General features: G+C 67.2%; 14 protein-coding genes and 2 pseudogenes. 4 read left to right on the forward strand and 12 right to left on the reverse strand.

Annotated features, from left to right (window positions below; translation table 11 throughout):
• Positions 1 to 9 precede the first annotated feature (9 nt).
• The 4 genes from PGN37_RS19750 to PGN37_RS19765 form a co-directional block, all read right to left on the reverse strand.
• A complete protein-coding gene (locus PGN37_RS19750; protein WP_335332702.1) occupies positions 10 to 1,494 on the reverse strand; it encodes a flavin-containing monooxygenase in 1,485 nt (494 codons plus the stop codon).
• Between the two features lie 33 nt (positions 1,495 to 1,527).
• Complete coding sequence (locus PGN37_RS19755) at positions 1,528 to 3,057, reverse strand: hypothetical protein (RefSeq protein WP_335332703.1); 1,530 nt, start codon at positions 3,055 to 3,057, stop codon at positions 1,528 to 1,530.
• A 347-nt stretch (positions 3,058 to 3,404) separates the two neighbouring features.
• The gene (locus tag PGN37_RS19760; RefSeq protein ID WP_335332704.1) at positions 3,405 to 3,767 is read right to left on the reverse strand and encodes a hypothetical protein; all 363 of its coding nucleotides are present in this window, start codon (positions 3,765 to 3,767) and stop codon (positions 3,405 to 3,407) included.
• On the reverse strand, positions 3,655 to 4,215 hold the full coding sequence (locus PGN37_RS19765; RefSeq protein ID WP_335332705.1) for an alpha/beta hydrolase: 561 nt from the start codon (positions 4,213 to 4,215) through the stop codon (positions 3,655 to 3,657). The genes PGN37_RS19760 and PGN37_RS19765 overlap by 113 nt, the downstream gene beginning before the upstream one ends.
• Positions 4,216 to 4,260: 45 nt before the next feature.
• Here PGN37_RS19765 and PGN37_RS19770 point away from each other — a divergent pair.
• The 3 genes and pseudogenes from PGN37_RS19770 to PGN37_RS19780 all read left to right on the forward strand — a co-directional run bounded on the left by PGN37_RS19770 (position 4,261) and on the right by PGN37_RS19780 (position 7,766).
• Positions 4,261 to 5,445 (forward strand): annotated as a pseudogene (locus PGN37_RS19770) (LLM class flavin-dependent oxidoreductase).
• 431 nt (positions 5,446 to 5,876) lie between these two features.
• A complete protein-coding gene (locus PGN37_RS19775; protein ID WP_335332706.1) occupies positions 5,877 to 7,076 on the forward strand; it encodes a hypothetical protein in 1,200 nt (399 codons plus the stop codon).
• Positions 7,077 to 7,124: 48 nt separating this feature from the next.
• A complete protein-coding gene (locus PGN37_RS19780) occupies positions 7,125 to 7,766 on the forward strand; it encodes a LysE family translocator (protein WP_335332707.1) in 642 nt (213 codons plus the stop codon).
• Between the two features lie 20 nt (positions 7,767 to 7,786).
• Here PGN37_RS19780 and PGN37_RS19785 read toward each other — a convergent pair whose 3' ends face one another.
• From PGN37_RS19785 to PGN37_RS19800, 4 genes and pseudogenes are all read right to left on the reverse strand, one after another.
• On the reverse strand, positions 7,787 to 8,089 hold the full coding sequence (locus tag PGN37_RS19785; RefSeq protein ID WP_335332708.1) for a hypothetical protein: 303 nt from the start codon (positions 8,087 to 8,089) through the stop codon (positions 7,787 to 7,789).
• A 2-nt stretch (positions 8,090 to 8,091) separates the two neighbouring features.
• Positions 8,092 to 8,803 (reverse strand): annotated as a pseudogene (locus tag PGN37_RS19790) (nitroreductase family protein).
• Positions 8,804 to 8,805: 2 nt separating this feature from the next.
• Positions 8,806 to 9,315, reverse strand: a complete 510-nt coding sequence (locus PGN37_RS19795) for a DUF2505 domain-containing protein (RefSeq protein ID WP_335332709.1) — start codon at positions 9,313 to 9,315, stop codon at positions 8,806 to 8,808.
• A gap of 2 nt (positions 9,316 to 9,317) precedes the next feature.
• A complete protein-coding gene (locus tag PGN37_RS19800; protein ID WP_335332710.1) occupies positions 9,318 to 9,992 on the reverse strand; it encodes a flavodoxin family protein in 675 nt (224 codons plus the stop codon).
• A gap of 73 nt (positions 9,993 to 10,065) precedes the next feature.
• Here PGN37_RS19800 and PGN37_RS19805 point away from each other — a divergent pair, with 73 nt between their 5' ends.
• Positions 10,066 to 10,890: a class I SAM-dependent methyltransferase gene (locus PGN37_RS19805; RefSeq protein WP_335332711.1), complete on the forward strand. Its 825-nt coding sequence runs from the start codon at positions 10,066 to 10,068 to the stop codon at positions 10,888 to 10,890.
• Here the strand turns inward: PGN37_RS19805 and PGN37_RS19810 are convergent.
• The 4 genes from PGN37_RS19810 to PGN37_RS19825 are packed head-to-tail and all read right to left on the reverse strand — an operon-like array spanning position 10,887 to position 14,876.
• Positions 10,887 to 12,143: a phthiocerol/phthiodiolone dimycocerosyl transferase gene (locus PGN37_RS19810; RefSeq protein ID WP_335332712.1), complete on the reverse strand. Its 1,257-nt coding sequence runs from the start codon at positions 12,141 to 12,143 to the stop codon at positions 10,887 to 10,889. The two genes, PGN37_RS19805 and PGN37_RS19810, sit on opposite strands and share 4 nt — an antisense overlap.
• 29 nt (positions 12,144 to 12,172) lie before the next feature.
• Positions 12,173 to 13,033, reverse strand: coding sequence for an ABC transporter permease (locus PGN37_RS19815; protein ID WP_335332713.1), 861 nt, complete (start codon positions 13,031 to 13,033; stop codon positions 12,173 to 12,175).
• Entirely contained in the window at positions 13,033 to 13,878 is an 846-nt protein-coding gene (locus PGN37_RS19820; RefSeq protein WP_335332714.1) for an ABC transporter permease, read from the reverse strand. Before PGN37_RS19820 ends, PGN37_RS19815 begins: the two co-directional genes overlap by 1 nt.
• Positions 13,875 to 14,876, reverse strand: a complete 1,002-nt coding sequence (locus tag PGN37_RS19825) for an ATP-binding cassette domain-containing protein (protein WP_335332715.1) — start codon at positions 14,874 to 14,876, stop codon at positions 13,875 to 13,877. Before PGN37_RS19825 ends, PGN37_RS19820 begins: the two co-directional genes overlap by 4 nt.
• Positions 14,877 to 14,878 lie beyond the last annotated feature (2 nt).

Raw genomic sequence — 14,878 nt, forward strand, 5'->3', positions numbered from 1 at the left:
TTGGGGGCGTCAGGCTATCTGGTAATCGTCGAGCGGGAAGTGCTCCTGCTCCTTGACGGCCTGACGGATGGACGTGGGCCGGAACAGCGGCGCCTCGCCCGACTTGTTGAACCAGTATGACCGCGAGTTGGTGCAGTCGCCGAGTCGGAACACCGAATCGTCGAGGAGTGTCAGCATGCGGTCGAGGAACCGGTCGTTGGCTTCCTCGGTGACCTCGAACGCCCGGCCACCGCTGCGCTGCAGCTCACCGAACAGTCGCTTCATGTGCCGCATCTGGTACTCGACGGTGTCGAACCACGACATGCCCACCCAGGCGTACGGGCTGGCTTGGTTGATCATGTTGGGGAACAGGGGCACCGTCATGCCCTCGTAGGCCTGGAACCCGTTCTCGCGCCACCACTTTCCGAGATCGCGGCCCTGCCGGCCGATCACCGGGATCGCAGGCAGGTTGGATTCCCACACGTCGAAACCGGTGGCGAGAACCAGGGTGTCGACAGTGCGCTTGACCCCGTCGCTGGTGACGATGCCGTCGGGGTCGATGCGCTCGATGCCGGTGGTCTCGAGGTGCACGTGCGACTTGTTCAGCGCGCGGTAGTACACGTTCGACAGCGTCGGACGCTTGCAGCCGAAGTCGTAGTTCGGGGTGAGCTTGCGCCGCAATTCCCTGTCTCGGATCGACAGGAAGCGGTGAAGGGCGCCGATGGCCGCTGCTGCGCTGTTCACCGGCCGGAACTGCCGGAACTTCCACATCGCGATGGTGACCATCAGATCCATGAACAGATCGCTGGACATTCGCAGAACCCGTTGTGCTGCAGGGAATCTCGCGAAAACTCGTTGCGCGGTGGGGCCGAAGGTGAGATCGAACTTCGGCATCACCCAGATCGGGGTGCGCTGGTACACGGTCAGCTCGGCGACGTCCTCGGCGAGCTTGGGGATCAACTGGACGCCGGTCGACCCGGTCCCGATGATCGCCGCCTTCTTCCCGCGCAGCGAGTAGTCGTCGTTCCACTCCTGGGCATGCAGCACGGTGCCGGCGAAGTCCTCGATGCCGGGGATCTCGGGCTTCTTCGGCTGGCTCAGATAGCCGGTGGCCAGGATGAGGAACTGTGCACGCAGCGTCTCCCCACCCTGGAGCGACACCTGCCAGGTCTGAGACTCCTCGTCCCAGCGGGCACCGTCGACCGTGGTGTTGAAGCGCATGTAGCGCCGCAGGTCGTACTTCTCGGCGACGTGGTCGGCGTAGGTCTTGAGCTCAGCGCCGGGGGCGTAGAGACGTGACCAGTACGGGTTGGGTTCGAACCAGTACGAGTACGTGGTGGACGGGACGTCGACCGTCAGGCCCGGATACCGGTTCACATGCCAGGTACCGCCGAGATCGTCCTCCCTGTCGAGGATGACGATCCGGCGGTACCCCAGCCTGTTGAGCTGGATCGCGGCGCCCATTCCGCCGAATCCCGCGCCGACGATGACAGCGTCGTATTGCTCGGTACTCACGTGGCGATACTACGGGTTTCCGCAGTCCCGCTCCTACTTGCTGTCACCGCCATCGGACTTGTCCGCACCGGCCTTGGCACCCGAACCGTCGCCACCGGCGTCACGCTTGCCGAACTTCGGCGCCTTCTTGGCAGGCTTTGCGTCGGCCGACGAATTGGCCCCTGCCGCATCGGCTTTGGACGTATCGGCGCTTGCATCGGTGTCGGCCTTGCGGTCCTTGCCGAACGACCACTTCTTGGCGGGCTTGGCCGAGTCGTCCGACGTCTTGCCGTCGTCGGTCTTGTCGACGACCGGGGTGACCTCGGGAGCGGGGGTCGTGGCAGCACCCTGGTCCGTGCCCTTGTCGTCACCCTTGTCGCCGGCCTCGCTCTTGTCGGCGTCGGCAACCTTGCCCTGGTTGAACTTGTCGGTCAGGTTCTGGATGGCGTTGGCCAGGAAGTCGTTCTTCTTGGCCGGCTTGACCGCGTCAGCGGAGGTGTCCTTGGTGGGCTCCTCCACGTCGGCCGTGACCTCGGGCGTGGTCTTGGCGGCCAGCAGCGTGGTCGCCGTCGAGGTCTCCTCGCCGGGCTTGGGCCCGATCCAGTGGCCGTCCTCGTCGTAGTTCTTCTTGTACTTCGGCGGCACGTAGCTGTTCGGCGGGATGTCGTCGCCGGGGTTCCAGTCCGTCGGCATGAACGGGTCTGCCTTGTTGCAATCCGGGCAGAGCACCTTCGCGAACGGACGCAGGACGTAGGCCGACAGCGACATCTGCGGGTTCCACAGCGTGCTCTGCGGCACGAAGGGGTACCAGCTCTTCCACAGCGCCGACGTCAGGCGGACCGTGGTGTCCCAGATCTCCTTACCGGAGGGGAAGTCGACCGGGTCGGGAGCATTCAGCAGGTAGTCCCACGTCGCGTTCCAGCCGGCGTTGGGATCGAGTTTGACAGTCGTGCCTGACCAGTTGGTGGGATCGCCCGTCTCGCCGAGCTCCTGGCCCCAGTACGTCTCGTTGGCGCTGACCGGGTTGATCACCTGGGGGAACGTGTAGCCGTCGCCGGTGTAGAACTCCCACGGCGCCACGGTGAACATGTGGCTGAGGATGCTCTCCGGGTGCGGGCACGGCGGCAGGCCCGAGCAGCCCGCGTCCATGGGGAAGTTCGCGGCGAACCAGTAGAACGTGGCGATGCCCGCCTGCTCCGAGAAAGGCTTGAACGGCAGGAGCATGTCCACGAAGCCCTTGGTCATCTCCTCGTTCGGCGGATCCCACCCGAGGACGTTGACGTCGCTGTAGACCCACCAGCTCTTGCTCTCCTCCATCGCGGCGGAGAACCGGTTGATGCCATCGATCTCGGCCTGCGGGATGCTCAGCACCGCGTTGAAGAGATTAGGAATGATGTTGGCGTAGGACTGGCCGGGCTTCAGGCCGGTGCTCGCCGCAACCAGGTCGACGTCCATCGAAGAGATGGTCCGTTCCTGGGCAGCGCTCACTGCGGCCTCGACCGGCAGTACCGACCCCGCCGCGATCAACGACGCCCCGACAAGCGCAACGCCTGTCGTGACGTACGGCCGCAACGCTGATTGCATCTGTGCATCCCTCTCGTCGGACGTGCTCGGAGGTCTCGCGTAACGGGTCACGACGAGATCACGATGACAGTACAGAAGTGTGATGCAGGTGTCCAGCTAATGAGAAATTGCTACGCCGTCACATGTGTCCACGTCGATATACGCGTTCCGCCTGCCTGGCGCACTCGGCGGGCGTTTTGTCATACGGGTGCCCCGTCGCCGAAATGTCATGCCTGACCAGGCTTTGCGAATGTCGGAGGCGTCAATATGCCGAGCCGTCAGATCCTCGTCAGCAATGTGAAAGCGCAAACAAGCGGTCGCGGCGTCGGACTGGGGATCCTTTGCCGGAGGCCGTTTCGCGCCAGCGTCTACAGCCCCTCGGCGGCCAACCAGGTGGCGATGCGGGCGGCCACCGCCTCCCACCCCGGCTCGAGCATCATGTTGTGCCCCATCCGCGGGAAGAATTCGGGCTCGGTGCGGTAGGCCCGCGCGGTGGCCTCCACCTCGGCACGGATCACGGCGCCGTCGTCGGCGGCGCCCAGCACCAGCATCCGCGTGTGGATCCGGTCCGGGTGCGGCCGGTTGACGATCCCGTCGGTGCCCGACCGGGCGCTCTCCTCACCCAGCCGTTGGGCGTACCGCAGTACCAGCTCCTCGGGGGTGTGCGGCGAGAAGAATCGCTCCCGTGCCAGCTCGGGAGTACTGACGTAGGGCAGCGTCCGACGCGTCACCGACATCTTCGCGAAGTGCCAGGGGTGCCGCCGCAACCAGCGCAGACCCGAACGCAGGTAGCCCTGCGGGGGGCATCGACGCCATCAGTACCGCCGCCGGCGCGTCGTGGGTTTCCAGGTATTTCTGCACCACGAAACCGCCCATGGAGTGCCCGATCAGCACCGGCGGCGTCCCGAGGTCGCCGGCAACAGCCGCGACATCGGCCTCGAAGTCGTCGAACGTGCAGTCGTTGAGGGGTTTGTCGGTGCCGCTCGCGCCGTGGCCACGCAGGCTCAGTGCCAGCGCTCGATAGCCGCGGTCGGCGAACCAGCCCAGGAAGTGCTCGTCCCAGCACCATGCGGCGTGCCAGGCGCCGTGGACGAACAGCAGCGGGGTGGGGATGGTCGGCGCTCGCCTGCCCCCGGTCGACAACCTCGAGCAATGGTCTCCTCGGTTTTCGCAGCGCATCGGGCGGGCGGGGTGGGCAGCGTCCCTGATAGTACGGTTTCCCCTATGAGGTCGAGCGCCCGACGAGGCGGAACATCCACCGGCGGGCTGCGATTCGGCCTGCTCGACGGGATCGTCAACACCCGGTTCTCGCCGACCGCCGCCACCCGGTTCGCCGGCGCCACGGTGGCTCTCAACAGGGGGCGACTCGCTGTGGGTGGGTGATCACTTGAACTCGCTGATCCCCCGCTCTCTGGCCACCCCCGAGCACCTCGGCATCGGCACCAAGCTGGTGCCGAAGGTCGACGCGATCCTCGAACCCTGGACGATGCTGGGCCACCTCGCGGCGCGCAACCGGTTCACCCGGCTGCGGCTCGGTGTCTGCGTCACCGACGCCAGCCGGCGCAACCCCGCGGTCACCGCGCAGGCCGCGGCGACACTGCATCTGCTGACCAAGGGCCGGGCCATGCTCGGTATCGGGGTCGGCGAACGCGAGGGCAACGAGCCCTACGGCGTGCCCTGGGAACGGCCTGTGGCGCGCTTCGAGGAGGCTGTGGCGACGATCCGCGCGCTGTGGAACTCCGGCGGCGAGCCGATCACGCGGGATTCGGAGTTCTTCCCGCTGCACAACGCGGTGTTCGACCTGCCGCCCTACCGCGGTTCCTGGCCCGAGATGTGGGTGGCCGCCCAAGGGCCGCGCATGCTGCGCATCACCGGTCGGCACGCCGACGGCTGGGTGCCGTTCACGATCTCCCGCCCGGTCGACTACGCCCGCTCACTCGACGTCGTGCGTCAGGTGGCCTCCGACGCGGGCCGAGATCCGGAGACGATCGTCCCGGCGCTGAACCGCGCCGTCGTGGTGGGCCGTACCCGCGACGACGTGGACGAGGCCCTCGACGGGGGTCATCCTGAAGTCGTCGGCGCTGGCGGCGCCGGCCGAGGTGTGGGCCCGCCACGGCGCCGTGCACCCGCTGGGCGCGGACTTCTCCGGGGGTGCAGGACCTGGTCCCCCAGACCATCGACTACGAGAGCGCGCTGGCCTACACCAAGGCGGTACCGCCGTCGTTGATGCGGGAGATCACGTTCAGTGGCACGGCCGACGATGTGCTCGGCCAGATCGCCGAGTGGCGCGATCACGGGCTGCGGTACCTGCTGGTGCTCAACGCGAGCCAACTCAACCCGCGGCTGCGCAAGGCGGTCGCGGCGAGCGGGCCGTTCGGGACCGTGTTGCGCGGGCTCAAGAAGCTCTGAGCCGAGGCGGCTTCGCGTTGGTGAGTTAGCTGACTTCGCCAGAGCGTCAGTTTTCGTTACATTGCTGCACGCAGTCAGCGTGACGTGGGCAGGACCGGCGCACCCGCCACTTATTTGCTGACGGGTCAATTTTGCCACCGCTGCTGTCGAGGTCAGGCGCGTCTGACGCGGGCGAGCGATGGCGCCGAACTCGCCGGGGAGCTTTTCGCAGTCTTTGCACACGGAGGTACCGTGACCGTCTATCGTTACTTTGCTACGGTCACGTACGTCCGCCGCACGCGGGGAGCGGGTGTGCACGCGACCGTCATGTCCGACCACAGAAGGATTCCCGATGCATACAGCTTTGCGTCCGTACGCCACCGCGGGCGTGGCGCTGGTGGGGGGCCAGCCTCATCGCCGTCAGTCCCGTCGCCCCGACTCCGCACACGACCATGGTCCGCGACGCCGATGTCGCGCTGACCGGGTCCGTGGCCAACATCCCGGCCAACGCGTTCATGGCTGCGCTCAACACCCCGGCCAACCTCGTGTTCGGCATCCAGCGGTTCGCGGACGCGATGGCGGCCAGCGGCAGCTGGGAAGTCTCGCAGCCCAACAACGTGTGGGGCTGGGATCCGGCGAACCCCGAGATGCTCGAGGGTTTCGTCGACATGCTGGTGCCGTTCCCGGCGCTGTCGCGGCCGCTCGGTGAGCACCTGAACTGGTGGGCAGCGGCCAACCTCCCGATGTACGCGGGCTGCGCCTTCGAGTGCCCGGACCCGATCGGCATGCTGAAGTCGATGTTCACGGTGCCGATGTGGAAGTTCTACTCCCCCGAGGGCTACACCTTCCCCGTCGTCATCAACCCGGTCGACGGCCAGCCCACAGAGTGGTCCGAGAAGACGATCAAGCTCGACCGGTTCGAGGTCATCAAGTCCGTCGCCGATTACTTCACCGGTGAGCCCGAGGCCTTCCGGCCCGTCACGATGTACGACTTCGTCACCGCCAGTGCCAATCTCGCGGCCGCACTGCAGGTCACCGGACAGTTGCCGGACTTTCTCGCTGTGCGCCAGATCGAGACGTTCGTCAAGCTCTTCATTCCCAAGCCCGAGAACCCCGCTGTCGAGGACAAGGACTACCCGGACAACCCGACGGGCTGGCCCGGTGGCGCTCCCGAGACCCAGACCGAGACGAACCGTCTGGTCAGCCTCGACACCGTGACGGCGCCGCCGGCGGCGCCGGAGGTGCAGGCCCCGACGCGCACCGTCACCGGGTTGTTCGGCAAGAAGGCCGCCGAGGCGACCAACGTCGCACCGGCGACCGAGACGACCGAGGACACCAGCGACGCCGAGACGGCCGACCAGGACGATGCCGCGACGTCCACGGCAGAGTCTGCCGACACATCCACCGAAAAGCCCTCTGCGACAAAGGGTCGCACTGGGTCGTTCAGCGTGAGCGCGACGGTGGAGAACCTGCAGAAGAAGTTCGCCAGCGTCACAGAGAAGGCCACCGAGAAGGCCACCGAGAAGGCTTCTGACAAGGCCACCGACAAGGCGTCCTCGCGCACGGCTGACCGCGCGGAAAAGTCCAGCGATTCGTCATCCGGCTCGGGCTCGGCGAAGACGTCGAAGAAGGACTCCGGCGGCACGGAGTAAGTGCAAAAGTCGGTGGAGATGGCGACCGTCGGCGGTTAACCTACGGCGATGCCATCCTGGGAAGCGCTCGCGGCGTTCGCCGTGACGTCGGTCATCATCATCGCCATTCCCGGACCGAGCGTGCTGTTCGTGATCGGCCGGTCCCTCTCGTCGGGTCGGCGTGCCGGACTGCTGAGTGTGGTGGGCAACGAGCTCGGGGCCCTTCCGCTGGTCGCCGCCGTCGCCCTCGGCGTGGGAACCGTGGTGGCACAGTCGATCCTGCTGTTCACGGCGATCAAGCTCGCCGGTGCTGCGTACCTGGTGTACCTCGGTGTCCAGGCCATCCGGCATCGACGGGACCACGCCATGGTCGCGACCTCCGGTCAGCCACCGGCATCGTCATGGCAGAGCCTGCGTCAGGGCTTCATCGTGGGCGTGACCAATCCGAAGACCATCGTGTTCTTCGTCGCAGCGCTGCCGCAGTTCGTCGATATCCACGCCGGCGCCGTGGCCACCCAGATGATGATCCTCGGGCTCACTTTCACTCTCATCGCCTGGGCGTGCGACAGCGTGTGGGCGCTGGCGGCGGGAACCGCACGCGCGTGGTTCGCGACCTCCGGTGAACGCCTGTCGGCGCTGCGCGCGGCCGGCGGCACCATGATGATCGGTCTCGCCGGCGCACTCGCGCTGACGAGCAACAAGGCCGCCTGACGTCGCACAGCCGAACGGCCTCAACCGGATTCGCGACCCGACGCTGCGTCACCGTCGACGTGGATCAGGTCGTAGACGTAGGACCGATCACCTTTGTAGCTCACCCAGACGCCCTCGGGTGGCAGGTCACCCCGGCCCGCATCACCGAAGGGGCGACTCGACACTGAAGCGGCCTCGTCGCACACCGCCCAGCCGAAGTCGGGAAGTCGCCGGCACCACAGGTCGGTGCCGGCTCGTCGAAAAGAGGGGTAGCCGCAGGCCTGCCCGTCGCGGACGAAGTCGTAGGTCACGCCGTCCACGCGCCGGACGAATCGCACGGCCACCGTCACCTCGAGCGCGGGCCGAACCACGCACGGTTGCCGTACCGGTCGAGGTGCACCACCTCGTCCACCGGCCGGCGCGTGGTCGGGCCGTAGCGGCCCTTGGGCCAGCCCAGCGGCACCACCGCGCACGGGGGTGACATCCATCGGCAGCCCGAGGATGCGCCGCGCGGACGTGAGGTTCCACAGCGGGAGCGTGATCAGCGAGGCACCCAGCCCCATCGAGCGGGCCGCCAGCAGCAGGTTCTGGATGCTGGGATAGATCGAGCCGAAGAACGACGACGCCGCCGAATGGGGCATCGGCACGAACGGGACCTTGCCGTCGCGGGCGCCCAGCTTCAGACATGCGATGACCAGTACCGGAATCTCGGTGAAATGCTCCAGCTGCCATTCGATGGCCTTGACGCTCTTGGCCATCTCCTCGTCGTAGGACGCGATGTCGCGAATAGACGTGAGGTGAAAAGCGCGCCACGCCAACCGGTATCGACGCTGCAGCTTCTTCTTGACGCGCCGGTCCTTGACGACGACGAACTCCCAGTTCTGCCCGTTGGCACCCGTCGGGGCCCGCAGGGCGAGTTCGATGCATTTGAGCACGATCGCGTCGTCGACCGGATCGGGGCGCACCCGCCGGATCGCCCGCTGGGTCATCATCGCCTCGACCAGCGGCATGTCCAGCCGGGCCAGCGCGTCCTCGGCGCTCGGGATGGGTTCGGGCATCGTCACGCCTTCCCGGCGATCCAGGACGCGGTGAACTGCTGCATCTGCGGGACGTCGCGCGCGATCAGATCGGCGACATAGCGTTCGATGCGGCCTCCCATGAACGGGATCTTCACCTCGACCGTGCCGCGCACCCGCAACCGCGATCCCGACGGAATCGCCTGCAACACCATGGTTCCCGACCCGGAGCTGGGCACTCCGCGGGCGGTGATGCCGAACTCGCCGTGCACCTCCGATGCGTCGACACTGGGGCGCCAGGATTCCCTGCGGGTGATCGAGGTGTCACCGGGCAGCATGCGCCCGATCTGGCCGGGCAGCATGTCCTGACGCAGATCCTGGGTGGTCTGCACGACGATGGCGCCGTCGGGCTCCACGGTCAGCGAATCCAACGTCATCGAATCGCCACCGTAGGCGGCCAGCCGGGCCAGCCAGTAGTCCCGCGTGCCGAAGGCGGCGAGCACGTCGGAGACCTCGGCGTTCGCCTCGGCACTCACGTCGAACGGACGCGCCACGGTTACGGACGCTCCGACGATGCGCGGCCGAAGACCTTGTCGGCCACCCGGCCGGCGAACCGTCGCGCCTCTTCGAGGTGTTCGTCGTTGATGTTGGTCGGGGGCAGCTTGATGCCCAGGTAGCGCTCCTTGTACTCCCCCGAACCCAGGTAGCTGGTCAGTGACAGCATGGACGGCAGCTCCCCACCCGGATAGGTGAAGTGGATGCCGTCGACGTAGCGCCCGCCCTTCTTCTCGGCCAGCTTGCGGACCCCCGCGAGGTTCTTGCGCCACTTGCGCCGGCACACCACGAACACCGCAAAACGCTTGCCGTCCAACACCGGCCGCGCCTCGTGCGACATCAAGAACGTGCGCAGCGGCATCGACACCGTGTCCCACCACGTCGGCGAACCGATGCAGATCAGATCGTAGGAGCCGGTGCGTACCGCATCGGGCGTGCGGATGTCGCCGGTGCGCTTGCGTGTCTGTGCAGGCAGCATGCCGAGGAACTCCGGCCAGACCCGCTGCATCGGGAAGCGGGAGAACCGCTCGGCGTAGCGGGGATCGGTGAACTCGATCGGCGCCTCGGTCACGTCGTAGCCGCGGGCACGGAACACCTCGGCCGCGGCGTCGAGCACCCTCTTGGCCTGTCCGGTGTAGCTGTAGTAGAGCAGCAGCACCTTCGGTGAATCAGCCAACTCCGGCACATCCTTTCCTGGCCTGGGGAACCCGGCGTGCCACGCCGGGCTTCGAGCGCATAGCCTCACACACGTGAACGACAAAGTTGCGGTCAATCTGAGCGGCCCCGCGAAGACGATGCTGTCCACGTTGTACCTGAAGGCGCTCGACGCCGATTTCGACCAGCCGATCCTCGGCGACCGGTTCGCCAAGGCCGCGATCGGCAAGCTCGATTTCGACTGGAGCGAGCTGGAGATCACCCCGAAGTGGGCGCCGCTGTTCACCGTTCGCACCGCGCAGTACGACATCTGGGTGCGGCAGTTCATCGCCGCGCACCCCGAGTGCACCGTGGTGCACCTGGGTTGTGGGTTGGACTGCCGCGTCTTCCGCGTCGACCCCGGGCCCGGCGTGCGTTGGTACGACGTCGATTTCCCGCAGGTGATCGCGCTGCGCGAACAGATCTACCCCACCCGGGACAACTACGAGCTGATCGCGACGCCCGCCACCGAACCGCAGTGGCTCGAGCAGATTCCGGCCGACCGTCCGACATTGCTGATCGCCGAGGGCATCAGCATGTACCTGACCGAGGACGAGGGCATCGCGCTGCTGCGCCGGTTCGTCGACCGCTTCGGCACCGGCGAGCTTCAGATCGACTTCTTCAACTGGCTGGCCATCAAATCCCAGAAGAGCCAATCGCTGGTGCGCACCTCCGGCTCGGTGCTGTACTGGGCGGTGAACACCCCCCAGCAGATCCTGGACAAGCTGCCCGACATCCGGTTGCTCTCGGCGACAACGTTTTTCGACGCCAGCACCTATGCCCGCACCAGTCGCGGCATGCACGCGCTCAAACGTCTGGTCGCGGCTGCGCCGCCGCTGCGGACCTCGTTGCAATACCATCGCTTCGCGTTCGGCGCCTAGGCGTCCGTGGTCGCGGCCTGCTTGGCCGCGATGGTGCGCAGCTGCGCCTCGATCGCGGCGATCGACTTGTCGCGATCGGGGCCGTGGCTGTGGTATTCGATCATCAACTGCCCGCTGAAGATCTTCGACGTGTAGATCTCGATCCCCGCGCCGACCGCGAAGTAGAACTCGCCGTGGCTCGCGGCGACCTCCATGTCCGGCGGAGTGCGCAGCGGCGGCACGATGCCGTTGTCGGTGAACATCACCACATCGGGCAGGCCGGGCGGATTGCCGACGTACTGCGGGCTGAAGTGCAGGAAGCTCTGCTGGATGACGCCTTCGGCGATGTCCTTCTTGTACGTGTCGTTGATGTCGCGGGCCAGTGCGGCCACATCGGTACCCGGATGGATCTCGGCCAGATACGTCGCGATCCCCACCGGGTTCGTGCTCTCGGTCGCCGACACCGGCGGCGTCAGCAGATAGCGCAGGTCGACCGGATACACGTAGGGCACCGGGATGTTGGGGGTGTTGCGCACCTCCCACTCGGCCATCAGCACGGCCGCCGACAGCAGGCTGTTCAGCCCGAGCTTGTTGGCCCGGCAGAACGCGATGATCTTCTCGGTGTCCTGCTCCGAGAGCGTGCAGTACTCCATCGGAACCAGTTGCGGCAGCACCGGATTGGTCTCTGAAGGTGCGCGGCGCGACGGCGGTAGCTCGTAGGCGAACATCGCCGCCAGCAGCCGCTCCAGCCCCGAGCGCGGCCTCTTCTCCACCCCGCGACTGGCCAGGATGACCTCCAGCGGCTCCGGTGCGGCATGCACCTTCACCGGCCGTGTGGTGCCCGTGGTCACCAGATCGGTGTAGGTGGAGAACAGCTCCTCGACGAGGCTGAACTGGTGGTGGCCGTCGGCCAGGCTGTGGTGGATGTAGAGCGTCGGCTGGGCCACGCCGTCACGGACCGTCAGGCGCAGATGAACCAGCGACTGGGTCTGGTCGAAGATCAGCGGCGGCGCCGGCTCGTCACCGGTCAGCTCGACCACGTCGATTCCCGGGTGCATCAGATCGTCGAGCACGATCTCCCACTTGCCGTCGGGCAGCTGCTCGAGATGCCCGCCGAGCACCGGATGCGCCTCCAGTAGCGCGTCGAACGCGTCCGACAGCGCATCGGCGTCCATCGGTCCCTTGACGTGCGCCGCCAACCCGATGAAGTTGTGCGTCTCGGCGAACATCTCCTCGCTTCGGGCGAGCTTGCGAATCCCCGAGGACGGAAACATCGGTATCAGACTCCCTGTCTAGAGCGGGATCACCCGCGTCGGCTGGCCTTGCGATAGCCGATGGCCAGCGGCACCGCGCACACGGCGAGGATGCCGAAGGACCACAGAGCGGCGAACATCATCGGTCGGGCGATCGGACCCTCGATGGAGAGTCCACGCATGGCCTCGATCGTATAGCTGACCGGCTGGTGCTCCACGAAGGGCTGCAGCCACTCCGGATACTGGTCGAGCGGCACGAAACCGATCGAGAAGAACATCAGAACCGCGACCACGATGTCGGTGGCCTGCGGGACCAGCGTGCTCGACGAGTACAGCGCGAGCGTCAACACGGCCGCCGACAACGCCACGCCGAACATGGCGGGCATGAACACCCACGCGATCGCTGCCGGCAAGCCCTGCTCGAAGCGGAAGCCCAGCGCGAGCCCGACGCCCATGACCACCAGCGTGATCACCACGATGCGCACCCATTCGGCCAGCATCCGGGACAGCAGTCCGGCGGCGCGATGCGTCGGCACCACCCAGAATCGTGACAGCAGGCCGACGTCGCGCTCCCGCATCACGCTGATCGCGCCGATGATCGCGCCGGTCATGCCGCCGACGAGGGCGACGAGAGGAACCTGGCCGTACAGCCCGCTCTGCCCGCTCACCTGCTTGATCACGTCACCGAAGACGACGTCGAGGGCGGCGAGGAACCCGGCGGGCATCACGAACGACTGCACCAGCGTCGCGGGATCGCGGCTCCAGCGCCGCAAGATCCGGTAGGTGAGCAGCAGCACCTGCGGCACCAGGCGCCGCGGCGAGTTCTCCCACACCCGGGCGTCGCGGTGCCGTCCACCGGGGCGGTAGGGCGCTTTGGTGACGGGCTCCTGCGCAGCCGACGAACGCGCCATCACCGCCTCCTCCTGCTGACGATGCGGTGCAGGACGACCGCGAGGGCGCCGGCGCCGAGTGCCCACGCCAAGCTCGGCGTGAGGACCGCCCAGGTGACCTCCGGCGCAGCGTCGGTGGTGTCGCCCGCGAGTGCCTGCAGGCCGTACACCCACTGCGAGAGCGGCTGATTGCGCACGAAACCCTGGATCCAGTCGGGGAACTGCTCGACCGGCTGCAGACCCACCGACGCCAAGCCCAGCGTCAGCTGCGGCACCAGCATCATCGGTGCGGTGGCCTCCGGGTTCTGGGTCGCGATGCCGATCAGGTCACCGATGACGGCCAGGGTGGCGCCGATGAGCAGAACCAGGCCGGCGAACCCGAGGGTGTGCCACACGCTGCCGTGGAACCGGAATCCGATGACGTGCCCACACGCCACCGACACGACGAGCGCGATGACGCAGCGGTACATACTCGCGGTCAGGCGGGAGGCCAGCGGCATGATCGCCGGGATCGGCATCGCACGGAACCGCCGGTTGATGCCCTGCACCGAATCGGTGGCCGACCGGAACGCCGCCGACACCGCGGCGAACCAGATCGCCTGCAGGATGATCAGCGGTGTCAGGTACTGCGCGTAGCTGGACAGCGGCTGGACCGCGCCCATCATCTGCTTGAGCGGCAGGTAGTAGCCGATCGTGAACACGATCGACCCGATCACTTGCGTGGCCAGTTCGCCGTTGCGCAGCGTCGGGATGATCATCCGGACCGTGAGCACCCACCACTGCTGCAGCGCGCTCACCGGCGGCCGCGTGGCGTCGGGGACCGTCGATCCGCCCGCCGTGCGGGCGGTCGTGACAGCGCCGCTCACGCGTAGGCGCCCGCCGCCGGGACCTCGGTGGGCTCTGAGATGTCCCGCGCGTGGTCGCCGGTCAGCGCCAGGAAAACCTCGTCGAGCGACGGGCGACGCAACGCGATGTCCATCAACTCGATGTCGGCCTCGTTGAGCTTGGTCAGCGCGGCCATCAGCGTGCGCGGACCTTCCGGCGCCGGCATCGAGATGCGGTCCGAGGTCTCGGTCAGCGCGGCGCGGTTGGCCTGCGGCAGCAGCGGGCCGAGGACCCGCACCACCTCGGGCAGGTCCTTGATGTGGCGGGGCACGATCTCGCAGTAGGTGCCGCCGGTGCGTTCCTTGAGTTGGTCGGCGGTGCCCTCGGCGATCACCGTGCCCTTGTCGATCACGATGATCCGGTCGCTGAGCAGATCGGCCTCTTCGAGGTACTGCGTGGTCAGCAGCGTGGCGATGCCCGCTTCCTTGAAGTCGGTCACCAGCTCCCAGATCGCCTGGCGGCTGCGCGGATCGAGGCCCGTCGTGGGCTCGTCGAGGAACACCACCTCGGGGCGCACCACGAGGCCACAGGCGATGTCGATGCGCCGCTTCATGCCGCCGGAGTAGGTGCTGACCGGGCGATCGCTGGCCTCCACCAGATCGAACTGCTCGAGCAGCTCGATCGCGCGCTCCTTGGCGACCTTCTTCTTCAGGCCCTGCAGCCGGCCGAACATCAGCAGGTTCTCGCGGCCGGTCAGCATGTCGTCGAGCGCGGCGTACTGCCCCGTCAGCATCAGCGACCGCCGCACGCCGGCGGGGTCGGCGACCACGTCGTGGCCGGCGATCAGCGCGCGCCCGCTGTCGGGGGTGATCAGCGTCGACAGGATGTTGACCGTCGTCGTCTTGCCGGCGCCGTTGGGTCCGAGGAGGCCCAGCACCTCGCCGCGGCCGACTTCGAAGCTGACGTCGCGCAGCGCCACCACCGAGCCGAACGACTTGCGGATGCCGGCGACGACGACCGCCTTGTCAGAGCGGGACATGA

The organism is Mycobacterium kyogaense, from assembly GCF_036946525.1.
In the GTDB taxonomy this organism is placed as follows: domain Bacteria; phylum Actinomycetota; class Actinomycetes; order Mycobacteriales; family Mycobacteriaceae; genus Mycobacterium; species Mycobacterium kyogaense_A.